Origin of the sequence: Mesotoga infera, assembly GCF_900157305.1 — a bacterium.
GTDB classification, from domain to species: domain Bacteria; phylum Thermotogota; class Thermotogae; order Petrotogales; family Kosmotogaceae; genus Mesotoga; species Mesotoga infera.
This window is the reverse complement of sequence record NZ_LS974202.1, coordinates 2,849,977-2,876,432: the sequence shown is the minus strand read 5'-3', so window position 1 is coordinate 2,876,432 and position 26,456 is coordinate 2,849,977. Positions and strand designations below refer to the sequence as shown.

The window sequence follows — 26,456 nt, the reverse complement described above, 5'->3', positions numbered from 1 at the left end:
TGAACGGAGGTGTGAATTTTGAAAACGGTACTGAAAAACATAGACTATCTCGTTACCATGAACGAAAAAAGGGAAGAGCTGAGAGACGCCTATATAGTAATCGTGGATGGAGTGATCGAGAAGGTCGGCGTGGGGATCGGTCCAGCGGGCGAGGTAGAAATCGACCTCAAAGGGCACATAGTGACTCCCGGCTTTGTAAACACACACCATCATTTCTACCAGTCACTCTTTCGCAGCGTCAAAGAAGTCGCTTCGGCCAAGCTGTTCGACTGGCTTGTCTTTCTCTACGAAAAGTGGAAGAAACTCGACGGAGAAGCCATCTTCGTGAGCTCGAAGATAGCCATATACGAGATGATGGCCTCCGGCGTCACTACCACCACCGATATGCTCTACCTCCACCCGGCCGGCAGGGAAGGCTTCATCGATAGTGAAATTGAAGCGGCGAAAGAGACCGGCGTCAGATTCCATCCCACCCGTGGCTCGATGTCTCTCTCCAGGAAGGATGGAGGACTCCCTCCCGATTCAGTGGTCCAGAGCGAAAGAAAGATAATCGAAGACTCCGTGCGCCTGATCGAAAAGTACCACGACAGGCGGAGGAACGCGATGATAAGAATAGCGCTGGCCCCGTGTTCTCCCTTCTCGGTCACCGGAGAATCGATGATCGCGACGGCCCAATTGGCCGAAAAGTACGACGTGCTCTTGCACACTCACCTGGCCGAAACGAAAGACGAAGATGATTTCTGCATACAGAAGAAAGGCCTGCGACCTGTAGATTACATGGAGAAGGTCGGCTGGCTTAACCGGCGTGCCTGGTTCGCTCACCTGGTGTGGCTCAATGAAAAAGATATATCGAAGCTGGTTGAAAACGACTGTGGAATGGCCCACTGTCCGACTTCCAACATGCGCCTCGGTTCGGGAATAGCGCCGGTAAAAGAGATGAAGGCGGCCGGCATGAGAATAGGTCTGGCAGTGGACGGCAGCTCTTCGAACGACTCGGGAAACATGCTGCTAGAAATTAGAAACGCCCTGATGCTCCAAAGGGTTTTGAAGGGAGCCGACGCGCTCTCTCCGAGAGATGTCCTCGAATTCGCCACGCTCGGCGGCGCGAAAGTCCTGAGAATGGACGACTTCACCGGATCGATCGAAAAGGGAAAGGCCGCCGATATCGCCGCTTTCAGGTTAGACACCCTTTCTATGGCAGGCGGGCTCTCCGACCCAGTTGCCTCGCTCGTTCTCTGCGATCCTCATGGGAGCGACTTCGTCATGATTAACGGCAAAGTGCGCGTACAGAATGGGAGAATCATAGATAGCGATCTACCCGAACTCATAAAAAGGCAGAACCAAATATCGGCAAAACTACTTGAAACGAGTCCGGCATGACGGAAAGGACGAAAGACCGGGATTTTTGGTCAGAAGGCTGTCTCTCTAAATTTTCGCCGAAAACACTGTGCTCTTTGATTAAAAAAAGAACTAAATTGTTCGCTTTTCCAATTCTTAAGTCATATAATTAATTCAACAGTCGAGACTCGTCGAACCACTTTCTTTTTCAACCATCGCTTGATTGCGGTGGATAAGCCATTTGGGAGTTATTGCATGAAAAGAATCATTCTTGCTTTCTTCTATCTGTTATTGCTTGTAGGAATCAGCTTTTCGGTAATTACCGCGAGTGTAGGAAAGCTGCAGGCTTCAAATACCGGCATGGTCGCTGCCGGAAACCCGTACGCCGCAGCGGCTGGCGCGGAGATTCTCGAGAAAGGTGGAAATGCCATCGATGCAGCGATCGCCGTCAGTCTTGCGCTAGGGGTAGTTGGGCCTTACGCTTCGGGAATCGGTGGAGAGGGTTACGCGGTGGTTTCCTTCAAAGGAGAAAAGATTGCCGTTGACTTCAGAAGTTCGGCACCGGGACTTGCCTCTATCGCTAGAGCGGCTGAACTGGGTTTGAAGGCTTCTGATTTCAGGACCGGGCCATTGAGCATCTGTACGCCGGGTGTTCTTGCCGGCATCATTGAACTATGGCTTTATGGAGGTTCTCTCCCATTTGCAGAATTGATAGCGCCTGCGATAAGACTCGCGAGCGAAGGCTTCGAAGTCAACTACACTTTCGCCTCAACGTGTGGCGGCAGCTACGATGTTCTGCTCGAAAACGCCCCCGGTTTCCTGAAAGATGGTCTTTTCGCCTGGGAAGCCGGTGATATAGCCACCAATCCTGAACTGGCGGAAACCTACAAGTATCTTGCCGAGAATGGTCCGCAGGCCTTTTATAACGGAGCGCTCGCCAACAAAATCGATGCTCTGATGCAGTCCAAGGGCGGCCTGCTGAGGAAGAGTGATCTCGTCAATTACAGGGCGCTCGTAAAAACTCCGCTTCACGGAACTTACAGAGGATACGACCTCTTCGTGCCGAGCATACCGGTAGTAGGTGGACCATATTTGCTGGAGACTCTGAACATACTCGAGCATTTCAACCTCTCGGCGTTTACCTGGGACGATCCGCTGGTGATAAATATTATAAATCAGGCGCTCACGTTCGCAATGATCGACCTACTATCTTACAGCGCGATCCGGCTTATGTTTATGTACCCGTAGAAACCCTGATCAGCAAAGAATACTCCAAAACCAGGTTCATGAACATCGATCTCAATCAGGCTCTCGACAGCGCCCTTTACTACACCGACTATGTAGGCAAACCCCATCTCTTTGAAAACACGGACTCTTACGTCGAGGCTCTGCTGGCCGAAGCCGGAGTTTTGAGTTCTCAGAGATAAAATACTAAACATGACGAGAGTTTCGGCTATGAACGGAGATACTGCAAAATGAGAAAATTGCCTTCAATATTGCTGATACTGATAGTTGCGTCGCTATCGTTGGCGACCTTCTTCAGGCCCGATATCCGGCCGGGTTACGGGGTCACTGAAACGAAGTGGCTTTCAGATTACTTCGAACCGCTCAAAGGCACCAATATGGACACGCTAGTCTATTTCATGGATAGCGGAAACCCCGGACCGACCTTCCTTCTGATGGGTGGTACCCACGCCATGGAGATTGCGGGCACCGTGGCGGCGACAATATTCATAGAAAACGCGATAGTAGAACACTGTTTGTTAGAATAAGACAGGCAGGGGATGCAAGATAAGTCCAATCCGTCGTTATAGCCTACGAGGGCCGGTGGGGCTAAAACATCTTGCATCCAGGAGTGTTCAGGAACGATAGTAAAATATCCGGGGCAGGAATGCTTCAGGACCAAAACGCGATAAAAGAGAAACTCAACTCTTTTCTTCAGAGATATGTAGAGATTTTGCATTGCTATGAACTTAATAACTGCTAGAATCGTTCTATCCACTTCTGTGAAGGGGTCTGTCGAAACAGTCGCTCTGTGAGTCTTGTCATAACCCACTCTTTGTCTCAGCCCAGAGTTTTTTGTCAGCACAGGTGAATGCAGGAACAGGCATTTTATGCTGAAGGAGGGCTATTGAATGAAGAAGGTTATTCCGTTGTTGATAGCATTGGCGTTGATCGTTGTTTTGGAGCATATGAGTATTTGAGCAAACCTGCAAGTTATGTACTCACTGTGTTGCACGAGGGCAACGGCTCGGTCGTCGTTACTCCCGAAAAGGACAAGTACAAATTCAACGAGACGGTTTCGCTGGAAGCAGTTCCCGACGAGGGGTGGAAATTCACTCAATGGACGGGAGACCATTCTGGAACCAATGAGCACGCCACCATAAAAATGAATCAGTCCAAGGAAATCGTGGCTCACTTTGAAAAGCAAAAGGTCGTCATCGCGGTTAACATTGTCCCACCCGAAGGCGGAACCGTAATGGGAGAGGGGATCTACGATTACGACGAGCCCGTTACATTGACCGCCATGCCCAATCTCCCGTTCAATCTCGAAGGCTGGTACAGAAACGATGCACTGGTGGCGTCCACTCCGGTCTTTTCCTTCAACACGAAAGATTACTTCGAGACTCAGGAAGCTTTCGATCTGGATTTCAAGGTGGAATTCGATCCCAAGACTCTCGAAGTCACTGTCGTCGCCACACCTACCGGCAGCGGAGAGGTTACGGGCGGTGGTAAGTACTACTGGGACGATCCGGTGGAGCTGGGGGCAGTTCCATACACGGGTTACGGTAACGGCGGCTGGTACAACCAGGGAGAGCTGATCAGTCCGAATCCGGTGTACAATTTCAACGCCACCGATTTCCTGACACTGGGTGTCACGGACACCACATGGATGCACAAATTCTCGCCTCTCCCCTTCGATGTCACGCTCACGGTAACGCCGACTGACGCCGGAATCACGACCGGTGGAGGCACCTATCTCTACGGAGACGAAGTGACGATAGGCGTGACCCCCACCGACGGCCTGAGCTACGAAGACTGGTTTGTGGGCGAGCAGCTTCTGACGGGCGAACACTGGTACACTTTCAGCAACGAGGAGATCGCCCAGTACGCTTTCTCCGGTCCTCAGGCGGGGTTCACGGCTCTGGCCCGGTTCGGTCTGTCGACCTACCAGGTTACTCTTTCGGCCTCTCCGACGGAAGGAGGAATGGTTTCGGGCTGTGGACAGTACAAGAAGGGTGACATAGTGACGATCGTCGCCATAGCGAACGAGCCTTACACTTTTACCGGCTGGTACACGGTTGAAGAATACGGCGTTTATCTCTTCAGTCCGGAATGGAAATACTCATTTCCGGCCATGAGTATCGCGCTGGTGGCTTTTTTCGTTAAGTAAACCGCTTTTCCGATCCTTCGGGTTCGGCTAGCTTTCATGATCTATAAAAGGAAGGGCGGACAATTTCCGCCCTTCCCTCGCGGTTCATTTGTGGTGTTTCTTCGGCTTTTTTGAACGGTTTTTCTGTTCGTGACTGACTTTTTTGACAGGCTTTTTCTCTTTTTCCACTATGCTGAAGTCTATCTCCATAGTCGTTTTATCAGCCCTGACCGCCTGAACTTTAAGATCGTCGCCAATCCTGAAGATCCTCTTGTTCTTTCTGCCGACCAGTATGTTCTGGTTTTCTATGAAGTCGTAATAGTCGTCCAAAGTGGATATGTGCACCAGGCCTGATATCATCTTTTCGGTTATTTCCACGAAGATTCCGAATTTTGCGAGACCGGTTATAACACCCTGGAAAACTTCACCTATGTGGTTGGAGATATATTCGACTTTCTTCATGTCTAGCAGATCCCATTCGGCCTCGTTGGCGACGCGCTCCCTTTTCGAAGCCCATGAGGCTATTGAGGGGAGCTTTTCCTCGTACTCTCTCTGTTCGTCGGTGAGCTCGCCGTTTCCACGGGAGGAGAAAGCCTTCAGCAGTCTGTGGACGACCAGGTCGGGATACCTCCTTATAGGCGAGGTGAAATGGGTGTAGGCCTGTGAGGCCAGACCGAAGTGTCCGATATTGTTTTCGGAGTAGACGGCGCGTTTCATGCCTCTTACCAGTACTCTCTCTATCGAGGTGTGGAGCGGGTGGTCTTTCGTCTTCTCCAGTATCTGCTGCAACGCTTTGGGCTGTACGTTGCGCGGGATTTTCACGTTCATGCCCAGGGCTTCGAGGTAGTTCTTCAGCTGCATCATCGACTCGGCGTCCGGTTCCTCGTGGATTCTATATACGAATGGCAGGCCCCGGTTGTTGAAGAGTTCGGCCACCGTTTCGTTGGCCAGTATCATGAACTCCTCTATGATCCATTCGGAAATCCCACGCGACTGGGGCACGATATCGAGCACCCGGCCTTTGTCGTTGAAGATAATCTTAACCTCGCGCGAGGATATGTCCATCACCGAACCGCGCTTCTTGCGGTTGTCACGCAGCTTGCTGGCCAGTTCGTGCGAGAGAAGGAGGCTCTTGCTAACCGGTTCAAGTTTTTCGAGAGAATCTCTAGAGGCTTTGCCCTCGAGAAACTCGTTCACCTCAGTATATGTGAGCCGTCTTGTGGAACGGATAACACCCTGTTCAACCTTCGAGGAAAGTAGCTTTCCACGTTGATCGAGCTCCATAATCAGAGAAAGCGTCAATCTGTCTTCGTCGGGTTTGAGCGAGCAAATGTTGTTCGAGAGTTCGAAGGGGAGCATCGGAATTACTGTGTCGAGTAGATAGACTGAAGTTCCCCGCGAGAAGGCCTCCTTGTCTATCGCCGAACCTTCAAAGACATAATGCGAGACGTCGGCAATGTGCACTCCTAGCAGGTAGTTCCCGTTTTCCAGACGGATCAGTGAGATAGCGTCGTCAAAGTCCTTGGCGTCTTCGCCGTCGATCGTGTACACGACCTCTCCTCTGAAATCCTTCCGACCTTTCAGATCTCTTTCCGAGATCGTCGGGGAGATCTTCTTCGCCTGTGCGCTCACTTCCTGAGGGAATTCATCGGGTTCGGGAAGATCGTGCCGGTATATCACCGTCATGAGATCGACCTCAGGAGCGCTAGAATCGCCGAGAACCCTTTCGACCGACCCTTCGGGGTTTCTGCCCGGCGTGGGATATCTGGTGATTTTTATCAGTACCTTGTCATCGGGTTTGGCGCCGTTGAATTCCTCCGGAGGGATGTAAAAGTCATTCTTTAACTTCACATCGTCCGGTACGACGAAGGCGAAGATCCCCCTGGTCTTGAAAGTTCCCACGACTCTTGTTTTGTTTCGCTTGAGAACCTTGATAACCCTTCCCCTGTGGATGTCTTTGTAATCGCCCGTAATCTCCACCATCACTGTATCTCCATGAATGGCGAAGCCAGTCTCTTCAGGTGGAATGAAGATCTCCTCCCCTCCAGACTCGATCACGAAGGCGCCAAGGCCGCGCCTTGTGAACTCGATGATACCGGTCAGGTTGTTGGTTCCGGGAACGATGTACCTGCCCCTGGAATCGCGCACTATCTCACCTGTACCAGTCATCTCTTCGAGCAGGGTTTTTAATTCGTTTTTCGAAGTTTTGTCATTTGCTCCCAGCTGCAGAGCAAGGCTCTTCAGCGTCACGGGAGTGTATTCGGGTGAGTTGAAGTGTGTTCGCAGTGATTTCAAAGTTAGCTTCATTAGCCTCTTTCCTTTCGTTTTTACCTGAATTTCGTACCCATTTATGTTATAATTATACAGTGTCTTTCGTTATATATATTCAAACAGGAGGTTCGCAATGCGAATTGGAATTTTGACCGGTGGCGGGGACTGCCCTGGACTGAACGCGGTTATCAGAGGAATAGTGAAATCTGCACCCGAAAACGTAGAAATCATAGGAATCATGCATGGATGGAAGGGACTTGTTCAGGGAGAGTACATGAAACTGACCGGAGACGATGTGGAGGGCATACACATCCTCGGCGGAACTATTCTGGGCACATCGAGAATAAATCCCTTCAGGTCGGAGGAAATGAGAACCAAACTCGAAGAAAATATTAAGAAGCTGGGGCTGGACGTCATAATCGGCATCGGTGGCGACGATACGCTCAGTGTCACGGCAAAGCTGGCCTCCATGGGCTACAGGACGGTCGGCGTACCCAAAACGATAGACAACGACGTTTCCAACACCGACTACACCTTCGGCTACCATACGGCCGTCAACGTCGGGGCCGATGCGATCGACAGACTGCATTCAACCGCCAAATCCCACGGAAGGGTCATATTCGTCGAGCTTATGGGACGCGAAGCCGGCTGGATAACTCTCGAAGCGGGACTGGCCGCTGGAGCTCACCTGATCTTGATCCCCGAATATCCCATGACTATCGAAGAAATAATAGGATATATCAACAGGAGGATGAAGGATAAGGGTTACATGATAATCGCCACGGCCGAGGGTTTCAAACCCACAGAGCTGGAGAATGTCGTAGGCGACAAAAACCATATAGATGCCTTCGGCCACATAAAGCTCGGCGGAATAGCCCACTATATGGCCGAAGTGGTAGGAGAGAGGACTGGATACGATACACGATCGATGGCTTTGGGATACCTTCTCAGAGGCGGAACACCGACGGCCTTCGACAGGTTACTCGGTACCAGATACGGCGTTCGCGCCATGGAGCTGGTTCTCAAGGGCGATTTCGGTAGAATGGTAGCCCTGAGGGGAAACGAAATAGTGTCGATACCTCTGGAATATGGAATAGCCACCAAGAAACTAGTTCCTTACGAATATTACAAACTGGCGCAAATATTCTTTGGTTGAGGAGCATATATGGAAAACTCTGAACCGGTAAGGCTCGCCAGATACGCGATTGAAGAGCGCATCAGGAATGGACGAGTTCCCTCCATACCCGAATGGGTTTCCCGGGAACTCAGAACGATGATGGCCGGGTGCTTCGTATCGATTCACAAGAGTGACGGAGCCCTGAGGGGCTGCATAGGTACGCTCTCGCCCGTAACAGGTAACCTGGCGAGCGAGATACTCCAGAACGCTGTGTCCTCGGCGACCCGGGACCCTAGATTCCCGCCAATCGAGCCAGAAGAGCTCGACGAACTCGTGATAACCGTTGACGTACTGGGAGAGGCCGAAGCGACAACCACCGAAGAACTCGATCCAAAGCGATACGGAGTAATCGTTCAGCACGGCTGGAAGAAGGGCGTGCTTCTTCCCGATCTGGAGGGGGTAGATACAGTCGACGAACAACTCAGAATCGCTCTCATGAAGGCGGGAATAAGCAAGGGCGAGAGTTACCGAATATATCGATTCACCGTAAAAAGGTATCACTAGATAACCTGAGAGGTGATTTTTGTGAAACCGGCCGTATATTTCGACGAGTACGACGAAGGGAGTACTCTCCAATGTCTTCTGTGTCCACGCCACTGCGTAATAAAGCAGGGAGAAGTCGGCTTCTGCAAGACCAGGAGAAACGTGGACGGAATGCTGTACTCCTTGAACTACGGGCAGCTGACCTCGATCGCCATAGACCCGATAGAAAAGAAGCCGCTCTTTCACTTCTTTCCGGGAGAGACGATCCTCTCCGTCGGTTCCTGGGGCTGTAATTTGAGCTGCGAATTCTGCCAAAACTGGGAGATTTCCAAGGATAGACCGAAGGTGATCAAGCATGTCATGCCCCAGCAGCTGATCCAGATAGCTACTGAAAGAAAATCCAAAGGGATCGCTTTCACCTACAACGAGCCTGTGGTCTCTTTCGAATTCATTCTCGACACATCACGTGCCGCATCCAAAGAGGGAATATACAGTGTACTCGTCACCAACGGCGTTATCGAGAGAGAGCCCATGGAGCTCCTTTCCCAATCGATGAGAGCGATGAACATAGATATAAAAGGCTGGAACGACGATTTCTACAGAAAGGAAATAGGAACCGAGAAGGCAAACGTTCTGCGGTCCATCGAGATTGCCATAAAATCCGGTGTGCATATCGAACTCACCACCCTTATCATACCGGGGAAGAACGACAATCTTGAAGAGATGGAAGAAGAGGCGCTGTGGATAAAGAGCCTGTCGCCGGACATACCGCTCCATATAAACAGATACTTTCCCAATTACCACTACACAGTCCCCGCAACGCAGGTCGAATCGCTGATAGAACTGGCTTCGAAAGCGAAGAAACACCTGAACTACGTTTACGTGGGCAACGTTGTGCTCGAAGGATATAGCGATACATTTTGTCCCGACTGCGGAAACCTGCTCATAGAGAGAAGGGGCTATAATGTTATCGTGAGTGGAGTGGATGAAAAAGGCAGGTGCACCAGTTGTCAAAAAGAAATATCGCTAGTTTTTTAAAGGGCAGAATCTTCTTCTATGGAATCCTTCTGATCGCGGCGGCCGCGATCCTGACTTACCTCTTCCTCAGGGAAAAGCCGGTCGAGTACTACGACAGGACCGGTTACTATCTTGGAACCTACGTAACGGTGAGAGTCGGCTCGAAAACAATCTCACCGGTGGTGCTGGCCGATGCGGCCATGAAAGAAATAGCCAGGATCGACGAAAAGTTCGGCAGCAGGGGCTCGGGTACGATCGCCCGACTGAATGCGACCGGCCAGGCCGATGATCTCGACCAGGAGACGGTGTTTCTCGTCAAGTCGGCGCTGGAAGTTGCGGAAAACACCGGTGGTGCATTCGATCCGACGCTCTTCACGTTGACCGCCCTCTGGGGTTTCGACGACGCCGACTCCGAAAAGAGAGTTCCCCTCGACAGTGAAATAGCCTCGGCGCTCGCGAAGACCGGTTACCGGAGAGTGGAGCTTGACGAAAACGAGATGGCCGTCAGGCTACCCGAAGGACTCACACTGGATTTGGGCGGTATCGCCAAAGGTTACGCAGTGGATCTGGCGATTGCCAGAATAAAATCGCTCGATCCTCAAGCCACAGGCTTCATAGACGCCGGTGGCGATATCGGCGTGATCGGACCCAAATACGGAGACAGGCCCTGGATAGTCGGAATACGCGATCCGAGAGGGAAGAGCGTACAGGATGTGATAGAGTACATATATCTCTACGATGGCGCCGTCGCCACTTCTGGTGACTACGAAAGGTTTTTTATTGTCGATGGCATAAGGTATCACCACATACTCGACCCGAAAACGGGCAACCCTTCTAGGAGCGGGGTGATAAGCGCCACGGTGATAAACAAAAGCGCGATGCTCGCCGACGCCTACGCGACAGCGGCCTTCGTGATGGGTAAAGATCCTGGGATAACCTTTCTTCCCAGATACGGCACGCTCGTCTTTCTGGTGATGGAGGACAGGAGCACCTTCAAATCACCGGGATTCGAGGTATATCAGCAGAAATGAGGTTTTTAGGCAAATTGGACTGGCTGATTATCGTCATACTGATCCTGACGTCGATCATACTCTTCATTCCCCGCAGACAATTGGCCACGATAGCTGAGATCTACCACGATGGACGGCTGGTGATGACGGTTGATCTTCGCGTGGATTCGCAGTTCAGCCTGGAGGGCATGAAAATCGCCGTGAGCGGTGGCAGAATCTCGGTTGTCGATTCCGACTGCCCCGACAGGATCTGCGTGAACCAGGGAGCCATAGACAGACCTGGAATGCCGATTGTCTGCATTCCCAACAGAATCTTGATAAAGATTCCGGCCGGCTACACGCAGCTCGATGCGATAACTCAGTGAAGAGAAAGGACAGAGGCAGGCCAGTGCACGGTGCGACTGGATAATCTGAACGGTGGACGGGCTATGATAAATCGTGATTCAGACGCTCAAACCGCAAAGAGAATAACGACGCTTTCCATGCTGGTAGCTATTGGTTCGGTGATGTACCTTCTTGAAAGTTTAATACCCTTTCCACTGCCTGTCCCAGGCGGGAGATGGGGCTTCTCGAACTTCGTGCTTCTGCTGGCCGTCAATGGTCTCTCTCTGCGCGATACTCTATACCTTGCCATAGGAAAGACGGTTGTCGGTGGACTTCTCACAGGTCGTCTGGGTACGCCGGGTTTCATAATGGGGATATCCGGAATAGTCGCCTCGGCTCTCCTGATGTGGCTCCTCTCCAGAAGCCGACTCTTCGGCATGGCCGGTGTCAGTCTTGCCGGGGCCGCGGTGAGCAACCTCGTGCAGCTCTTCGTCGCCGCCTGGCTTATAGTGAGGAGCGGGGAGATACTCTACCTCTATCCTTATATGCTTCTGTTGGGCTCGATCTCGGCTCTCATAAACGCTTACATTGCACACGAAGTGATTAGAAGAATAGGTGATACCATATGGTTCGACTGATACTGGCCTCATCTTCGCCCCGCCGAAAAGAATTGCTGCAACTCCTCAGAGTTACATTCGAGACCATCCCACCCATCGGAGTGAAGGAAGCGCTTTCCACCTCTTTCGACCCGGAGGAACTGGCGGACCTCTCTTTCAGAAAGGCGCGGAACGTTTACGAAAGATATCCAGATGCAGTGGTCATAGGGGCCGACACGGTCGTGGTGCTCGAGAACACCGTCATGGGAAAACCCTCGTCGAAGGATGAGGCTTTTGAGATGCTGGTGAGGCTCTCCGAAAAGATGCATTATGTCTTCACGGCAGTGTCTGTGCTCGAGCGTCGATGGAACTTCAGTTTTATAGAAAGAACCGCAGTCAAATTTCGCCGAATTCCGTTAAAGCTGATAGGGGAATACGTTCAGACAGGAATCCCCCTCGACAAGGCAGGTGCATATGGCATACAGGACTACGGCGCTCTTTTCACCGAAAGCATAAACGGGGATTATTACAATGTAATGGGGTTGCCCATCGGTAGATTGTGGCAGGAACTACATACCAGAGAGGTGATCTAGTTGGAAGACACGGTACTGATGCCCAGAGAGAAACTTCTCGAGCTCGGGGCAGAAAGGCTCACGAACGAAGAACTCGTGGCCATCCTTTTGAGAACTGGGGTAAAAGGAAAGGGTGTAATGGAATTCAGCAAAGAACTCCTGAACCGCTACGGATCGCTCACGGCTCTGCTCTGCGCCGACGTGAGGGAAGTTATGAACGTGAAGGGAATGGGTCTGGCCAAGGCCGTTCTCTTCAAGGCCTCCCTGGAGTTGGGGCACAGGGTTTTCAGAGAGATGTCAAAAAAGACCCGGATGAAACTCGACGAACCGGAAAGCGTCTATTATCTCTGCCACGATATGACACTGCTGGACAGAGAAACGGTCAGGGTGATCTCGCTAGATACCAGGTTGAATTATTGTGGTCTAAACACAGTCAGCGTGGGAATACTCGACTCTTCGCTCCTGCATCCACGCGAAGTTTTCAAACCTGCCATCAGCAGAATGGCGGCCGCGATCATTCTCGTGCATAATCATCCGTCGGGAGATCCCAGTCCCAGTAAGGAAGATGGTAATATAACAGATAGAATAAAAGAAGCGGGAGAAACTTTGGGCATAAAGCTCCTGGATCATATAATTGTAGGGAAAGGCAGCTTTTTCAGCTTTATGGCGGGAAGGGTATTTTACACGGAGGTGGGCGATGATTTCCAGAGAAAGAGCTTATAGTCTGGTAGAGGAACATTTGAAATCGAAAAACCTGGTTAAGCACGTGATAGCCACCGAGGCGGTGATGCGCGCGCTGGCCGTAAAGCTGGGTCAGGACACGGACAGTTGGGGGATAGCCGGTCTGCTCCACGATCTCGACTACGAACTCACCAAAGACCGCTTTGAAGAACACGCTTTGAAGACCGTCGAGATGCTCGCCAACGAGGATGTTTCAACCGAGATAAAGGATGCCATCCTCGCCCACTGCGAGAGAAAAGAAAGGCAGTCACTGATCGAGAAGGCCATCTACGCGGCCGATCCTGTAACGGGCTTCATCGTGGCTGCCGTCCTCATACGGAAAGGGGCAAAATTGGCCGATGTCGATGTGGAGTTCTTGCTAAATAGATTCAAAGAGAAGTCTTTCGCCAGAGGAGCCAGTAGAGAACAGATGGCCAGCTGCGAAGAGCTCGGTCTGTCGCTCGAGGATTTTCTTGCCATATCTCTCGGCGCGATGCAAAATATTTCCGCAGAACTGGGGTTGTAGTTGCAGGGTATAGAAATGGCATAATATAGTGAAAGGGAGTGTTTCCAGTGATCGAGAAGATCATAGAATCTGAAATGACAAGATATAGAGAGAGCTATGCTCCGATCGTGAGAGAAGTGAACGAGGACATAGAACTGGCCGGTTACATAGACCATACTCTCCTGAAGGCCGACGCCACACAGGAGATGATCGTCAGGCTCTGTCAGGAGGCCAGAGAGTTCAATTTCTGGAGCGTCTGCGTCAATACCGGTTATCTCTCGCTCGTCAGTAAGGCGCTCGAAGGGTCGCCCGTGAAAAAGACGGTCGTTATAGGCTTTCCGCTGGGACAGATGGCCACGATGACCAAAGGCGCCGAAACGGTGTGGGCTCTGGAAAATGGAGCCGACGAGTTCGATATGGTAATCAACGTGGGATTGCTTAAGGCCAGAGAGTATCAGAAGGTTTATGATGATATATCCGAAGTGGTAGAATCGGCAAAAGGCAAAATAGTCAAAGTCATTCTCGAGAACTGCCTCTTAACTGAAGAGGAAAAGATTGCCGCCTGCGTTATTTCGAGAGAGGCAGGTGCTGCTTTTGTCAAAACATCGACCGGTTTTTCCACAGGCGGTGCGACGGTAGAAGACGTTTCGCTGATGAAATTCGTCGTCGGCGACCATTGCAGAGTGAAGGCTTCGGGTGGAATTAGAACCAGAGAAGACACGATAGCCATGATCAAGTCAGGAGCCGACAGAATAGGCACCAGTTCAGGCATAAAAATAGTGACTGGCGGAATTGCCAGAGATAAAGGGGGATATTGAGATGGATTTTTGCGCTCTTTCTGTAAAGGATTTTCTTAAGAAGGTGGCGGAGAAAAGTCCGACACCGGGCGGTGGAGCGGTCGGAGCAGTGGTGGCAGCGCTGGCTGCGTCCCTGGGTTCTATGGTGGCCAATCTCACTATAGGTAAAAAGGGATACGAAGATGTGGAAGGCCACATGGAATCAGTTCTGGAAACCTGCGAAGCCGAGTCTGTTTATCTTTGCGAACTGGTGAACAAGGACATTCAGGCATTCGATCAGGTGATGTCCGCTTACAAACTTCCCAAAGCCACCGAGGAAGAAAAGAATGCTAGGGAAATGAAGATACAGCAAGCCTTAAAGACCGCAATAGAGGTGCCTTTTGATCTGGCAAGAAGATGCAAGAATATAATAATCAGCATAGAAAGACTGGCCAAATGGGGCAACCTCAACGTCCTCTCGGACGCCGAAAGCGCCGCTTATCTGCTTATGGCAGTTTATAAGATCGCCTACGCAAATGTCATGATAAACATGAAATCCCTGAAGGACGCGGAGTACAGTGCCTGGATCTCCGATGAGATGAGCCAGCTAGACAGGCAAATGACTTCAACCTATGACAGAATAATGGACGTACTCGGAAAACGTAATGGTTGAACTGAAGATATTAAAGAAAAGCAACGAGTGCAAGGCCCGACTTGGAAGATTGTTCACCGATCACGGTGAGATAGACACACCCGTCTTCATGCCGGTGGGAACGAACGGAACCGTCAAGGGACTTTGGCAGAACCAACTGGAATCCCTCCAGGCTAGCATCATACTTGGAAATGCCTTTCACCTATATCTGAGACCGGGCCTGGATGTTTTGAGAGAGTTCGGTGGGCTTCACCGGTTCATGTCCTGGCAACATTCGATCCTGACCGACAGTGGTGGCTTCCAGGTCTTTTCACTAAGCGATAAGAAGATTCTGGAAGAGGGTGTGAAATTTCGTTCACCGCTCGATGGCAGCAAGATATTCATGACTCCCGAACTCTCGATGGAAATCCAACGGGCGATAGGCTCGGACATCGCGATGGCCTTTGACGAGTGCGTCGAGCCAGACGCATCGAGAGAGTATGTAGAAGGCTCAGTGGGAAGAACCACCCGATGGGCCCGCCGATGCATAGAAGCGCACAGGGGAAGCAGGCAGGCGCTTTTCGGTATCGTTCAGGGCGGTTTCTTCGAAGATCTGAGGGAGAGGAGCGCTGCCGAGATCACGTCGATGGATTTTAACGGATTCGCGCTCGGCGGGCTGAGCGTGGGAGAGGAGTTTTCCGTTACTACTAGGATACTCGCTCATTCGGTCGATCTTCTTCCCTCAGATAGAGCCAGGTATCTAATGGGGATCGGCTCGCCGGATATAATTCTTGCTGCCGTTGAAAACGGCATAGATATGTTCGATTGCGTACTGCCGACGAGAATGGGCAGGCATGGCACGGCCCTGACCTGGACGGGAAGGGTAAACCTGAAGGCCGCGAGGAACAGGTTTGACCGGTCTCCAGTGGATGAAAACTGTTCATGCGCCGTTTGCTCGACTTACAGCAGGGCTTACATACATCATCTCCTCTCCAGAGATGAGATGCTTGGCAAGATCCTGTTGAGTTATCACAACATAAGTTTTCTGATGAATTTCGTCAGGGAACTGCGAGAAGCGATAGCCGAAGAAAGATATATGGATTTCAAAACCGAGTGCTTAAGGAATGGACTGATCGGGAGTAATAGTCTCGAAAGTTTTTCCAGCGAGCGGATGGGGTGATGTGATGAAGAGGTCTCTTGTCTTTTTCTTTGTGCTTTTCGGTGTTATTTCTCTGGCATTGAATACTTTCAATCTCCAAACCGGCGGAAACGGCGTCATATCAACGGGATTCAACTCCGGCTATGGCAGTCCTTCCGATCTGTACGGAATAGTGAACTCGGCCTTTTCCACAAGTTTTATGGAGATCACCAGGAGCGCTTCGCCACTCGTCAACGAGCGGCATCTCTTCGTTCAGTTATTCGAAGATTCCGATGACAATATGGCCGGTGCCTTGCAGTACTACATGGATATCGGTCCCGGTTCCAGTCTGCGTTCCCTGAGCTACACGATTTCCGGCAATTTGGGCGCTCTGACCACTTACGGTGCCGACTTGAAAGTCAATATGCACGTGGCGACTGCAACGGACTACGATTTCGTGTTGAAAGGGGGTATATCGGGAAAGGCCTTCATATTACTGGATTATGTGGCGGCCTTCGAAAGCACCCTCTGGTCGAGCGGCTCGAACAAAAACACCGTTGATGTGCTGGCCGGTGTCAGGTTCGTTCCCGATCCCTTCGTCATAGGTCTGGAACTGGGAACGAGAAATGGAATGGAGATCAGGTATTTCGGTCTATCTACCCAATACACCTACAACAAGATGTTCTCGGTGAGGGGTGGCGTCTCCATGAACATAGATCTCGAGAATAATATGGATTTCATAATCGGTGGCGGCATCGATGTCGTAATCGGCAATATGCTCATAACGGGCGGCGTAGGAACCAATCTGAACAGGAAGATCCCTTCCATAGCCTTCGAGAAGACCTGGAACGTGGCCGTGATGGGCAAATGGTGATGTGGCCGTCCTTAGAAAGAGCGAGAAGAGCGGTCTTTGGTCCTTCGTCCCGGAGCGTGAACCCGTCCTTGGAGAGAGCGGAACCAGAGGTGAGAGGGTAGAGGTGTGAGGCGAGAAGAGCGGGATTTTGATCTTCTTACCTCTGATCTCATTCTTCTTACCTCTGTTTAAAGACGGACGAAAAGAACGAGATCCCGTATAGGAACATTACGGGATGACATGAGTGGCGCACTACGGGATGACACGGGATGACAGTCTTACTCCCTTCCCGTCATGTCGGACCCCGATCCGGCATCTCGCTCTTATGCACAACGCACAACCTATAACGGTTCTTAGTAGGAGCATTATGGGATAACCCTGAATAGGAGCATTTCAGGGCAGGCTCATCAGGGCGGGCTTTCCCTTCAGGTCATCCTAGCATGCTCTCAGTAAGGATCCCGGTCTTCGCGAAAAACAGGACAGACGTCAGGAGCCCGTCAGTCCCTATTTTCGCGGTCTTTCCTCTTTCCCGTCATGCCGGACTTGATCCGGGATCTAGTGCGCCCGGCATGGTACACAACTATAGGGTGAAAGACCCGAATGTGGGGAGTCAAAGAAGCATTAGCCAGAGGCAAGGGTGTCACTGGTAACGGTGAATCTGAAGGAAGCCCGAGGCAAAGTCCGGAACTGAACGAAAGTGAACCAGAGATGGCCGTTACAGAGGGTAACCCTGCGAGATAAGGGAAAGCCCTGACTCCAGCTGTAAAGGTTCGGATGGCAGGATTCGGATGAAAGTGGTGTATCTTACCCGGGGAAGTCCTCATGAGTCCGAAAGGGGTAACCGTTAGCAAGGAGGAGATCCAAGTTAAGGGAAAGCTCAGGAGGATGGCAGATGAACCCGTAGTAGTGAAGAACCTCTCCGAAAGGAGAAGGGACCTTGGCTATAAGCCAAGGGGGTGATGAGGAGGTCGAAAGGCTCCATCACTTGCGAAGGGGAGAAGGATCGAAGAAATGTGATCGGAAGACAGTGAAGAGATTCAGATTGGACAGTTAAAGACAAGGTACACATTCCCGAAAGGGTAGAGAAGCCAGTCATTAATTGTCGCAACAATATCTGAGGCTGGAGCTGTTGGAAGGGAGCATGCAGGAGAAAGAGATGAAGTATTACAGTCTAATCGACAAAGTCTATTCGAAGAAGAACCTATTGAAAGCCTATCACAGGGTAAACTCCAACAGAGGAGCTCCTGGGATAGACGGAGTAACCGTAAAATCATTCGGGGAGAAACTCCTTGAAGAAATCGAGAGATTATCCGAAGAAATCAAGAGCGGTGAGTACATGCCCATGCCACTCAGGAGAGTAGAAATCCCAAAAGCAGATGGTAAAACAAGGCAATTGGGAATACCTGCTGTGAGAGACAGGGTGGTACAACAATCTCTCAAGGAGATACTGGAACCTATATTCGAGGAAAGATTCCATCCCTCCAGTTACGGTTACAGAAAGGGAAGAAATGCCTGGCAGGCGGTGGAGAAGGCGAAAGCTTTTGCATCCAAATACGGTCTGTGCAATGTAGTGGAACTTGACCTGAGCAAATGTTTCGACACTCTGGATCATGAGAAGATAATAGACTCCGTAGCAGAGAGAGTGAGTGATGGAAAGATACTCAAACTCATACGCGCAATGCTGAAGAGCGGAGTAATGGAAGATGGAGTCTGGAAGGCAACAGAAACTGGCAGTCCACAGGGTAGTGTAATAAGTCCCCTGCTGGCGAACATCTACCTGGACGAGTTCGACCAGAAGATGAAAGCCAGAGGAATAAGGATAGTCAGATATGCAGACGACATATTAATCTTCTCGAAAACCCAGGAAGAAGCCCGAGAGTTTCTGGCAATCGCGATCAACATACTGGAGATTGACATGAAGCTCAAGGTCAACAGAAACAAGACGAGAATCACAACACTGGAGGAGGGCTTTCACTTTCTTGGCTTCGAAATAAAAGGCGAGAGAGTTGGGATAGAGAAATCCAGATTGAAAAGGTTCAAGGGAAAGGTCAAGGGACTTACAAGAAGGAACCAGAGCACACCGGTAAAGGAAATAGTGAAAGAGCTAAATCCACTGTTGAGAGGATTTGCCAGCTATTTCAGGATAGTAGACTTACAATCTACCTTGAGAGGGCTTTTGAGCTGGATAAGGAGAAGGCTTAGAGCCATCATACTACACCAGTGGAAGAGCACAAAGAAACTGAACAGAGTCCTTAGAAGGGCTGGATGGGAAGAGAAAGTCAATTTGAGAATGAACAAATGGCGCTCTTCTCACACAAAAGCAGTCAATTACGCCATTCCCAACAGGTTCTTTGAAGAGATGAACTTATTCGATATGACATCGTACTATCATCCCCTGTCGAAGTATCCGATACTCGATCCATGAGCCGTGTACGAGGCCCGTACGCACGGTTCTGTGAGAGGACGAGGGGCTCCGCCCCTCTCCTACTCGATCGCTCTTTCCTCTGTCTTGAACCAGGAACGAGGAGCCTGGACTCGCAGCGTCGGAACGAGGAACTGCACGAAGGACGGGTCCATGATCTGGGACGAACAACGAAGGACGGCTCTTCTGAGCGAGATCCCGTATAGGATCATTACGGGATGACGGTCCTTCTTCCTTCCCATCATTCTAAGCTTGACTCAGAATCTCGTGCGCCCGGCATGGTACACAACTATAGGGTGAAAGACCCGAATGTGGGGAGTCAAAGAAGCATTAGCCAGAGGCAAGGGTGTCACTGGTAACGGTGAATCTGAAGGAAGCCCGAGGCAAAGTCCGGAACTGAACGAAAGTGAACCAGAGATGGCCGTTACAGAGGGTAACCCTGCGAGATAAGGGAAAGCCCTGACTCCAGCTGTAAAGGTTCGGATGGCAGGATTCGGATGAAAGTGGTGTATCTTACCCGGGGAAGTCCTCATGAGTCCGAAAGGGGTAACCGTTAGCAAGGAGGAGATCCAAGTTAAGGGAAAGCTCAGGAGGATGGCAGATGAACCCGTAGTAGTGAAGAACCTCTCCGAAAGGAGAAGGGACCTTGGCTATAAGCCAAGGGGGTGATGAGGAGGTCGAAAGGCTCCATCACTTGCGAAGGGGAGAAGGATCGAAGAAATGTGATCGGAAGACAGTGAAGAGACTTAGGTCAGACAGTTAAAGACAAGGTACATATTCCCGGGAGGGTAGAGAAGCCAGTCATTAATTGTCGCAACAATATCTGAGGCTGGAGCTGTTGGAAGGGAGCATGCAGGAGAAAGAGATGAAGTATTACAGTCTAATCGACAAAGTCTATTCGAAGAAGAACCTATTGAAAGCCTATCACAGGGTAAACTCCAACAGAGGAGCTCCTGGGATAGACGGAGTAACCGTAAAATCATTCGGGGAGAAACTCCTCGAAGAAATCGAGAGATTATCCGAAGAAATCAAGAGCGGTGAGTACATGCCCATGCCACTCAGGAGAGTAGAAATCCCAAAAGCAGATGGTAAAACAAGGCAATTGGGAATACCTGCTGTGAGAGACAGGGTGGTACAACAATCTCTCAAGGAGATACTGGAACCTATATTCGAGGAAAGATTCCATCCCTCCAGTTACGGTTACAGAAAGGGAAGAAATGCCTGGCAGGCGGTGGAGAAGGCGAAAGCTTTTGCATCCAAATACGGTCTGTGCAATGTAGTGGAACTTGACCTGAGCAAATGTTTCGACACTCTGGATCATGAGAAGATAATAGACTCCGTAGCAGAGAGAGTGAGTGATGGAAAGATACTCAAACTCATACGCGCAATGCTGAAGAGCGGAGTAATGGAAGATGGAGTCTGGAAGGCAACAGAAACTGGCAGTCCACAGGGTAGTGTAATAAGTCCCCTGCTGGCGAACATCTACCTGGACGAGTTCGACCAGAAGATGAAAGCCAGAGGAATAAGGATAGTCAGATATGCAGACGACATATTAATCTTCTCGAAAACCCAGGAAGAAGCCCGAGAGTTTCTGGCAATCGCGATCAACATACTGGAGATTGACATGAAGCTCAAGGTCAACAGAAACAAGACGAGAATCACAACACTGGAGGAGGGCTTTCACTTTCTTGGCTTCGAAATAAAAGGCGAGAGAGTTGGGATAGAGAAATCCAGATTGAAAAGGTTCAAGGGAAAGGTCAAGGGACTTACAAGAAGGAACCAGAGCACACCGGTAAAGGAAATAGTGAAAGAGCTAAATCCACTGTTGAGAGGATTTGCCAGCTATTTCAGGATAGTAGACTTACAATCTACCTTGAGAGGGCTTTTGAGCTGGATAAGGAGAAGGCTTAGAGCCATCATACTACACCAGTGGAAGAGCACAAAGAAACTGAACAGAGTCCTTAGAAGGGCTGGATGGGAAGAGAAAGTCAATTTGAGAATGAACAAATGGCGCTCTTCTCACACAAAAGCAGTCAATTACGCCATTCCCAACAGGTTCTTTGAAGAGATGAACTTATTCGATATGACATCGTACTATCATCCCCTGTCGAAGTATCCGATACTCGATCCATGAGCCGTGTACGAGGCCCGTACGCACGGTTCTGTGAGAGGACGAGGGGCTCCGCCCCTCTCCTACTCGATCATCCTTCGAAAGGGGGGAGAACGGGATCACATATAGGAGGAGCAACACTGGATGACAGTCCTTATGGCTCTTGAATCCCGCCGTGACAGGTCTTACGGCTCGACTATATTGAAGGTTTTATCCAGTGTCACCATCGCCTGAGTCAATTTCATCGGAATATCGCTGTCACCATCAATTTTGATTATCAACTTCTGCTGCGTTTCGTTCCTGCTTATAAGGGTTAAGAGACCGATCTTCGGGCATGTCAGAGTCGCATCCACAAACTCCCGCGTCTGATCTGGGTAATATAGCAGTACGCCGTGGAAAAGGTGAACGAAGTACCTCTCGTTTGAATCGGTCAAAATCAGGTTAAAGGTGATATCTATATCTTGCGCCGCATTCGAATCGATAAGTATTCCCATGTAATCGAGTATCATTTCAACGGTCGTGTTGAGGAGAATATCGGCGCTTCCCTTCGCGAGTTTGGATTCGTCCTTCAAATTTCCCACGCGCAACTCAAGGGCGGCGGTAAGGTAAGCATTTCTCCACGTTCCCGATTCCGATTGGTAACCCAATTGCTCGAGTGCGTCGGCGCATAGATAACGAGCGGCTGTGTTCTGTGGATCTGCGAAAACTAGAATATTGGTGATCTCGGCCACCCACTGGTACTCTCCGGCCAGGAAATCGTTGTAGGCCATCTCCAGAACCCTGTCTGTATCTCCCAGATATTCGACGAATTTTCTGGCTCTTTCCGACTGATCCAGCGGATTCAAATGCACAGGATTGGCGTCGTACCAGCCCATATACTTTTGGTAAACGGCCTTGGAGTTGTGTGCGACGGTGCCGTAATATTGTCTCGTGTACCAGACTTTTTCGAAGTATTCCGGCAGGTGTATCATATTAGAGATTTCGTCGGAAGTGTAGCCAAGATTTATATACATGAGCGTCTGATCATGTATGAACTTGTAAACGGCGGCCGTGTCTTCCATGTATCTTATAATGACATCATTTCCCCAGTGAGGCCAGTTGTGTGATTGAAAGGTAACTTCCGCTTCAGAACCGAATAGAGCTATTGCCTCCAGTATATACTTGGCCCAGGCGTTGCCGTCGCGCACCTGAGCGCCGCGAAGTGTATAGAGGTTATGAAGAGTTCCGGTGCAGTTCTCAGCCATCCAAAGGGCTTTGAACTGGGGAAAATACGTGTTCATCTCCGCCGGGGCTTCCGTTCCAGGAGTCATCTGGAATATCATCTCGACGCCATCGATGACTATCCTCTCACCGGTCTTTTTTATTTCGTGAGTGGGCAGGATGAAGGTCAGCGTTCCTGTTGATTGTGAAAGTCCTATACCCATGGCCAGAGAATCTTTTACACCTTTCTCAAGAAACACACCGTACTGATAAGTGGCTCTTCTCGCCATGGCGGTCCCCGCGTAAATGTTCTCGCTCACGGCGTGTTCGGTGAAAGCTTCTGGAACGATAATGGGAACTTTACCCGAGGAGATCTGCTCTTCGATCGAGAGAGATCTATCTGCAACCTGTTCTTCCAGTACGACCCCCCTTATTCCACCGAAATGATCCACATGGGGATGGCTTATCACGACGGCCATTACGGGTCGCTTGCCGAGATTTTCTTCTACAAGTTTCATGGCCGCTTCGGTGCATTCTTGACTCATCAGGGGATCGAAGATTATCCAGCCACCGCTTTCAGTTTCGATCAACGTGAGATTTGTAAGATCGTAACCACGTACCTGGTAGATACCCTCACAGACCTCGAAAAGTCCGTAACTATGGTTCAAAACTGTATCTCTCCAAAGACTGGGATTGACCGTGTCCGGTATAGTCTCGAACTCATCGACAAATTCATAGGCTTTCTGACTCCAGACAACACGTCCGTTGCTGTCTTTCAATTCAAGGGTCTCCGGTGCCGCTATAAGCCCCCTGGTTGCAAATTCGTACTCGGTTTCTTCATCGAAATCGAGAAGCGAGTAGTAACTCCGATTTACTTCTGCGGTCTTGTCAGTCGCCTCTTTTTGTGAGTTGTTCAAGTTCGACAGACTAGTTACAGCGGAGTTCGCAAACACATACGCGACCAGTAGTATTACAAACAACATCAGCGTTCCGGATCTCTTTCTCATTCCCTGCACCTCCCTGAAATTGCGCTAAATACCTTCGACCACCGACAAAAGACACTCAGTTGAAATTGTAGCATTTGGGGAATATTATTCATACGATTATTTGTATTGTTGTATCGGTTCAGCCTTATAATTTTTCAATCCGGTGAATCGAAGGCAGAACAACGATAATCGATTATAATAATCAAAGAACTCCACCGAAGGAGGTTTTGATAGATGCCGGATAAGCCACTGGCAGAAGTTTTTCACGTGAACTCGAAAAGAGATCGCCAGTTGAATAGATTTATAGGGCTGATCCATGTAGGGCTTTTTGTTAAGGTAGATAAATCCGCCGAACAGGAAAGCTCCGTTTCTTCACAGATTGCATCAATGGGAGTGAGATTCCATGGGTGCCACTAAACTGCGTGTCGCGTTTATCGGAGCGGGACAGATTGCGGAAAAAGTCCACCTTCCAGTACTTTCGCAGATGAAAGACAAAGTCGAACTCGTCTCTATTGCCGATACGGCTTTGGAGAAGGCCGAAAGACTCGCTGGCAAATTCTTGATTGAAACTACCTTCCAAGATTACAACGAGATGCTTTCAAGAGTGGGCCCGGATGCCGTATGGGTCTGCACGACCAACAAGTTCCATGCCAGCGCGTCGCTGGCGGCACTCAGATCTAAATGCCATGTCTTCTGCGAAAAGCCTCCAGCTATGAACGAGGTTGAGGCTCGCCAGATGTTGACAGCCGCAGAGGAAGAAGGGAGAATCCTCTCTTTCAACTTCAACTACCGTTTCCGCGGAGAAACCCTCGCGATAAAGAAGTTCATCGAGGGGGGAGAACTGGGAGAAATTTACGTTTGCACGGCGCAGGCAATAAGACGGAGAGGAATTCCCGGCTGGGGATCCTTCACGAACAGAGATTTGCAGGGAGGGGGACCCGTGGCCGATATAGGTGTACACATGATAGACCTCGCCCTGCACTTGATGGACTTCCCCGAACCTAAAAGCATTGTCGCCAGCACTTACCGGAAAATAGGCAACAGGAAAGGCATCGGACTCATGGGCAAATGGAATCCTCATGGGTTCACCGTCGAAGATTCGGCATTCGGACTTGTAAAATTCCGCAACGGCGCAACGATGATTATCGAAACGGCTTACGCGCTCAACACTAAAGAGCGGTCGGTGATGAACCTCCATTTGCACGGTGACAGGGCCGGGGCCTCGCTCTTCCCGCCCGAGGTGTACACCGAAATGCACGGCGAGCTGATCGATATAAACTTGCCCTTTATCGAGACCGGAGATGGTCATAAAAGATCGATCGAAGCCTTCGTCGAAAACTGTTTTGGAAACGTCTTACCCATCCCGACGGCCGCGGAGGCTTGCGTGGTTCAGAAGATACTCGATGGCTTCTACGAATCGGCTGACCTCGACAAAACCATAGAACTATGACAAATTAGCCGTTTCGATTAAGCCAGCCAATTGAGGTGAAAAGACTCCCGTCGGGGTACGTGTCTGCTATTTGATTCTCCATACGTGGATGATCGTCCTTTCACTTTCTCCCGATGGACCCTCGCGACCGGGTTCGAAGACATAAAAAAGACGATTTGCGCGATCGTAGCAGCAGGCACCCAGATGGTATTTCTCCTGTTTTCCATGTACGTAATAGAGCACATCGTCCACGTTCAAATGGGCATATGGCTGCACCTGATAGGGTTCCAACACTCCCTGGGCCACTTTGGCCAGATCCGACGTATCGTAGAAGAGGAACCAGCCTTCGAATGAGAGGCTCCACCAGCCGCGGAGATAAGGAAACTCACAGTCGTCCATGCATTCTCGCAGAGTGTCGCCGTACCATGCTTCGCTCATCCCTTTGGTACCGACGAAGACCACCGCAGATCTGTCGCCTGCAGTGAGCCAGGCCCCTCCGGTCCATTCGTCCGAATGGGCGTAACCGTTCATTTGGTACCACGGGTCGGGTTCTCCCTCGAAGTAGTCGGAGTATTTGATAAGAACAACCGACTGGAGAGTCGTTCCGTCAGGAGGCGGATTACCCTGATTCCATGGGCCGATAGCCGCCAGCGTGGGCCCGAAGCCGGACCATCCGCCATCGCGGTAACGTCCAGTCGCGAGGCGCATCCCGGGTGTGTAGAGGTCTGCCCATTCAGAAGGAATCGCGAAAAGATAGTCGTTCCCGTTATACGGATTGAGCCCTTCTATCTTCCAGATTCCGGCCGGGCGGGGATCATTCAGATCGGTCTCGCACCACATATGCGAGAAGTATTCGTCCTGGAAATGCGCGCCCCAGCAGAGATACAGTTTCCTTGAACTCTGCTCTCCTTGCGGCTCCAGTATTTCGAGTCCAACGCGGGGCATCTCCTCGATCCATATGAAGAGCCCATCCCTGACATCGGCAAACGGTTGGATTGTTCGGGCGGTGTTGAGATCAGAAATCCTCTTGGTGGGTGAAATCACCGGAACGGGTATATCTATTTCCGAGACAAGGTTCCAGACATCGTGGCCCGTACCGTAGATGGAGCCGGGAAAACCATCCTTCTTTCCTCCCGGATCACCAGATGGGTCGTAGGTCATCGACATGCCTCCCCACTCCCAGCTCTCGGCGTCCGGCATCCCGTCTATCCACTGCGGTACCAGAAAGGCGCCCAGATACTCGAAATCTTCGGGCATTATCCTTCCAGAATTGGCGATAGCAACGTTTGCGAACCACAGAAAGTATGTCGTTGCCAGTAATGCGAAAAGAACTCTCTTGAAATAATTCATACCGTTATCCCTCCTTCGCTTGAACAAGAACTGTGAATGATGGAGTTATCGATAAAAGTGCGGGAGTCCGTCTGGTAGTTTTAATTAACCGTTAGCGGAAAGTTGAATATACAAATTATAGACCACGAAGAGCCGTAACGAGTGTCGAGTGGTGAGATGTGCTTAGTTATTGGTC

General features: G+C 50.4%; 26 protein-coding genes. 23 read left to right on the top strand and 3 right to left on the bottom strand.

The genetic code is table 11. The annotated features are described in order from the left end of the window. The first annotated feature begins 18 nt into the window (after positions 1–18). From MESINF_RS13155 to MESINF_RS13135, 5 genes are all read left to right on the top strand, one after another. The gene (locus MESINF_RS13155) at positions 19–1,380 is read left to right on the top strand and encodes an 8-oxoguanine deaminase (RefSeq protein ID WP_169700555.1); all 1,362 of its coding nucleotides are present in this window, start codon (positions 19–21) and stop codon (positions 1,378–1,380) included. Between the two features lie 213 nt (positions 1,381–1,593). Then, the gene (locus MESINF_RS13150; protein ID WP_169700553.1) at positions 1,594–2,586 is read left to right on the top strand and encodes a gamma-glutamyltransferase; all 993 of its coding nucleotides are present in this window, start codon (positions 1,594–1,596) and stop codon (positions 2,584–2,586) included. Between the two features lie 38 nt (positions 2,587–2,624). Then, positions 2,625–2,765 (top strand): hypothetical protein, encoded by a 141-nt coding sequence (locus tag MESINF_RS13145; protein WP_169700551.1) that lies wholly within the window; start codon positions 2,625–2,627, stop codon positions 2,763–2,765. 48 nt (positions 2,766–2,813) lie between these two features. Further along, positions 2,814–3,110 carry a hypothetical protein gene (locus tag MESINF_RS13140; protein ID WP_169700549.1) on the top strand — a complete coding sequence of 99 codons (297 nt, stop codon included), beginning with the start codon at positions 2,814–2,816 and terminating at the stop codon, positions 3,108–3,110. Between the two features lie 359 nt (positions 3,111–3,469). Further along, a complete protein-coding gene (locus MESINF_RS13135; RefSeq protein ID WP_169700547.1) occupies positions 3,470–4,732 on the top strand; it encodes an InlB B-repeat-containing protein in 1,263 nt (420 codons plus the stop codon). Between the two features lie 84 nt (positions 4,733–4,816). On the opposite strand, the gene rnr is transcribed toward MESINF_RS13135, so the two are convergent. Further along, entirely contained in the window at positions 4,817–7,018 is a 2,202-nt protein-coding gene (gene rnr, locus MESINF_RS13130; protein ID WP_169700545.1) for a ribonuclease R, read from the bottom strand. Positions 7,019–7,115: 97 nt separating this feature from the next. On the opposite strand from rnr, the gene MESINF_RS13125 reads away from it, so the two are divergent. The 17 genes from MESINF_RS13125 to ltrA (MESINF_RS13045) all read left to right on the top strand — a co-directional run bounded on the left by MESINF_RS13125 (position 7,116) and on the right by ltrA (MESINF_RS13045) (position 21,340). Then, a complete protein-coding gene (locus tag MESINF_RS13125) occupies positions 7,116–8,138 on the top strand; it encodes a 6-phosphofructokinase (protein ID WP_169700543.1) in 1,023 nt (340 codons plus the stop codon). A gap of 9 nt (positions 8,139–8,147) precedes the next feature. After that, a complete protein-coding gene (gene amrA / locus MESINF_RS13120; protein ID WP_169700541.1) occupies positions 8,148–8,663 on the top strand; it encodes an AmmeMemoRadiSam system protein A in 516 nt (171 codons plus the stop codon). A 21-nt stretch (positions 8,664–8,684) separates the two neighbouring features. Then, complete coding sequence (amrS, locus tag MESINF_RS13115) at positions 8,685–9,680, top strand: AmmeMemoRadiSam system radical SAM enzyme (protein WP_169700539.1); 996 nt, start codon at positions 8,685–8,687, stop codon at positions 9,678–9,680. Beyond that, a complete protein-coding gene (locus tag MESINF_RS13110; RefSeq protein ID WP_169700538.1) occupies positions 9,650–10,690 on the top strand; it encodes an FAD:protein FMN transferase in 1,041 nt (346 codons plus the stop codon). Before amrS ends, MESINF_RS13110 begins: the two co-directional genes overlap by 31 nt. Before the next feature lie 14 nt (positions 10,691–10,704). Continuing rightward, the gene (locus MESINF_RS13105) at positions 10,705–11,034 is read left to right on the top strand and encodes a NusG domain II-containing protein (protein ID WP_169700536.1); all 330 of its coding nucleotides are present in this window, start codon (positions 10,705–10,707) and stop codon (positions 11,032–11,034) included. 63 nt (positions 11,035–11,097) lie between these two features. After that, positions 11,098–11,631 (top strand): Gx transporter family protein, encoded by a 534-nt coding sequence (locus MESINF_RS13100; protein WP_169700534.1) that lies wholly within the window; start codon positions 11,098–11,100, stop codon positions 11,629–11,631. Continuing rightward, a complete protein-coding gene (locus tag MESINF_RS13095) occupies positions 11,619–12,182 on the top strand; it encodes a Maf family protein (RefSeq protein WP_169700532.1) in 564 nt (187 codons plus the stop codon). The genes MESINF_RS13100 and MESINF_RS13095 overlap by 13 nt, the downstream gene beginning before the upstream one ends. Positions 12,183–12,200: 18 nt before the next feature. After that, positions 12,201–12,884 (top strand): RadC family protein, encoded by a 684-nt coding sequence (gene radC / locus MESINF_RS13090; protein WP_169701092.1) that lies wholly within the window; start codon positions 12,201–12,203, stop codon positions 12,882–12,884. Further along, on the top strand, positions 12,859–13,407 hold the full coding sequence (locus MESINF_RS13085; RefSeq protein ID WP_169700530.1) for an HDIG domain-containing metalloprotein: 549 nt from the start codon (positions 12,859–12,861) through the stop codon (positions 13,405–13,407). Before radC ends, MESINF_RS13085 begins: the two co-directional genes overlap by 26 nt. A gap of 128 nt (positions 13,408–13,535) precedes the next feature. Continuing rightward, positions 13,536–14,204 (top strand): deoxyribose-phosphate aldolase, encoded by a 669-nt coding sequence (deoC, locus tag MESINF_RS13080; protein WP_169701091.1) that lies wholly within the window; start codon positions 13,536–13,538, stop codon positions 14,202–14,204. 1 nt (position 14,205) lies between these two features. Then, positions 14,206–14,835, top strand: a complete 630-nt coding sequence (locus MESINF_RS13075) for a cyclodeaminase/cyclohydrolase family protein (protein WP_169700528.1) — start codon at positions 14,206–14,208, stop codon at positions 14,833–14,835. Further along, the gene (gene tgt, locus MESINF_RS13070; protein ID WP_169700526.1) at positions 14,828–15,973 is read left to right on the top strand and encodes a tRNA guanosine(34) transglycosylase Tgt; all 1,146 of its coding nucleotides are present in this window, start codon (positions 14,828–14,830) and stop codon (positions 15,971–15,973) included. The genes MESINF_RS13075 and tgt overlap by 8 nt, the downstream gene beginning before the upstream one ends. A gap of 4 nt (positions 15,974–15,977) precedes the next feature. Further along, on the top strand, positions 15,978–16,805 hold the full coding sequence (locus tag MESINF_RS13065) for a hypothetical protein (protein WP_169700524.1): 828 nt from the start codon (positions 15,978–15,980) through the stop codon (positions 16,803–16,805). Between the two features lie 801 nt (positions 16,806–17,606). Further along, on the top strand, positions 17,607–17,744 hold the full coding sequence (locus tag MESINF_RS13060) for a hypothetical protein (protein ID WP_169698557.1): 138 nt from the start codon (positions 17,607–17,609) through the stop codon (positions 17,742–17,744). A 196-nt stretch (positions 17,745–17,940) separates the two neighbouring features. After that, positions 17,941–19,209, top strand: a complete 1,269-nt coding sequence (gene ltrA / locus MESINF_RS13055; RefSeq protein WP_169700841.1) for a group II intron reverse transcriptase/maturase — start codon at positions 17,941–17,943, stop codon at positions 19,207–19,209. Positions 19,210–19,737: 528 nt separating this feature from the next. Further along, positions 19,738–19,875, top strand: coding sequence for a hypothetical protein (locus MESINF_RS13050; RefSeq protein WP_169698557.1), 138 nt, complete (start codon positions 19,738–19,740; stop codon positions 19,873–19,875). A gap of 196 nt (positions 19,876–20,071) precedes the next feature. After that, positions 20,072–21,340, top strand: a complete 1,269-nt coding sequence (ltrA, locus tag MESINF_RS13045) for a group II intron reverse transcriptase/maturase (RefSeq protein ID WP_169700841.1) — start codon at positions 20,072–20,074, stop codon at positions 21,338–21,340. A 161-nt stretch (positions 21,341–21,501) separates the two neighbouring features. Here ltrA (MESINF_RS13045) and MESINF_RS13040 read toward each other — a convergent pair whose 3' ends face one another. Then, on the bottom strand, positions 21,502–23,523 hold the full coding sequence (locus tag MESINF_RS13040) for an alkyl/aryl-sulfatase (protein ID WP_169700522.1): 2,022 nt from the start codon (positions 23,521–23,523) through the stop codon (positions 21,502–21,504). Positions 23,524–23,905: 382 nt separating this feature from the next. Here MESINF_RS13040 and MESINF_RS13035 point away from each other — a divergent pair, with 382 nt between their 5' ends. Continuing rightward, positions 23,906–24,952 carry a Gfo/Idh/MocA family protein gene (locus MESINF_RS13035; protein ID WP_169700520.1) on the top strand — a complete coding sequence of 349 codons (1,047 nt, stop codon included), beginning with the start codon at positions 23,906–23,908 and terminating at the stop codon, positions 24,950–24,952. A 66-nt stretch (positions 24,953–25,018) separates the two neighbouring features. Here the strand turns inward: MESINF_RS13035 and MESINF_RS13030 are convergent, their stop codons facing one another. After that, positions 25,019–26,281, bottom strand: a complete 1,263-nt coding sequence (locus MESINF_RS13030) for a hypothetical protein (RefSeq protein ID WP_169700518.1) — start codon at positions 26,279–26,281, stop codon at positions 25,019–25,021. Positions 26,282–26,456 lie beyond the last annotated feature (175 nt).

What these genes read in the sequence shown, in the direction of transcription:
- ltrA (WP_169700841.1), top strand. Translation starts at nt 20,072, where the DNA reads ATGAAGTATTACAGTCTAATCGACAAAGTCTATTCGAAGAAGAACCTA.
- MESINF_RS13050 (WP_169698557.1), top strand. Translation starts at nt 19,738, where the DNA reads ATGAGTCCGAAAGGGGTAACCGTTAGCAAGGAGGAGATCCAAGTTAAG.
- MESINF_RS13060 (WP_169698557.1), top strand. Translation starts at nt 17,607, where the DNA reads ATGAGTCCGAAAGGGGTAACCGTTAGCAAGGAGGAGATCCAAGTTAAG.
- MESINF_RS13065 (WP_169700524.1), top strand. Translation starts at nt 15,978, where the DNA reads ATGAAGAGGTCTCTTGTCTTTTTCTTTGTGCTTTTCGGTGTTATTTCT.
- MESINF_RS13100 (WP_169700534.1), top strand. Translation starts at nt 11,098, where the DNA reads ATGATAAATCGTGATTCAGACGCTCAAACCGCAAAGAGAATAACGACG.
- rnr (WP_169700545.1), bottom strand. Translation starts at nt 7,018, where the DNA reads ATGAAGCTAACTTTGAAATCACTGCGAACACACTTCAACTCACCCGAA.
- MESINF_RS13125 (WP_169700543.1), top strand. Translation starts at nt 7,116, where the DNA reads ATGCGAATTGGAATTTTGACCGGTGGCGGGGACTGCCCTGGACTGAAC.
- ltrA (WP_169700841.1), top strand. Translation starts at nt 17,941, where the DNA reads ATGAAGTATTACAGTCTAATCGACAAAGTCTATTCGAAGAAGAACCTA.
- MESINF_RS13040 (WP_169700522.1), bottom strand. Translation starts at nt 23,523, where the DNA reads ATGAGAAAGAGATCCGGAACGCTGATGTTGTTTGTAATACTACTGGTC.
- amrA (WP_169700541.1), top strand. Translation starts at nt 8,148, where the DNA reads ATGGAAAACTCTGAACCGGTAAGGCTCGCCAGATACGCGATTGAAGAG.
- MESINF_RS13140 (WP_169700549.1), top strand. Translation starts at nt 2,814, where the DNA reads ATGAGAAAATTGCCTTCAATATTGCTGATACTGATAGTTGCGTCGCTA.
- MESINF_RS13145 (WP_169700551.1), top strand. Translation starts at nt 2,625, where the DNA reads ATGAACATCGATCTCAATCAGGCTCTCGACAGCGCCCTTTACTACACC.
- MESINF_RS13030 (WP_169700518.1), bottom strand. Translation starts at nt 26,281, where the DNA reads ATGAATTATTTCAAGAGAGTTCTTTTCGCATTACTGGCAACGACATAC.
- MESINF_RS13075 (WP_169700528.1), top strand. Translation starts at nt 14,206, where the DNA reads ATGGATTTTTGCGCTCTTTCTGTAAAGGATTTTCTTAAGAAGGTGGCG.
- MESINF_RS13095 (WP_169700532.1), top strand. Translation starts at nt 11,619, where the DNA reads ATGGTTCGACTGATACTGGCCTCATCTTCGCCCCGCCGAAAAGAATTG.
- MESINF_RS13150 (WP_169700553.1), top strand. Translation starts at nt 1,594, where the DNA reads ATGAAAAGAATCATTCTTGCTTTCTTCTATCTGTTATTGCTTGTAGGA.
- MESINF_RS13085 (WP_169700530.1), top strand. Translation starts at nt 12,859, where the DNA reads ATGATTTCCAGAGAAAGAGCTTATAGTCTGGTAGAGGAACATTTGAAA.
- tgt (WP_169700526.1), top strand. Translation starts at nt 14,828, where the DNA reads ATGGTTGAACTGAAGATATTAAAGAAAAGCAACGAGTGCAAGGCCCGA.
- radC (WP_169701092.1), top strand. Translation starts at nt 12,201, where the DNA reads ATGCCCAGAGAGAAACTTCTCGAGCTCGGGGCAGAAAGGCTCACGAAC.
- MESINF_RS13035 (WP_169700520.1), top strand. Translation starts at nt 23,906, where the DNA reads ATGGGTGCCACTAAACTGCGTGTCGCGTTTATCGGAGCGGGACAGATT.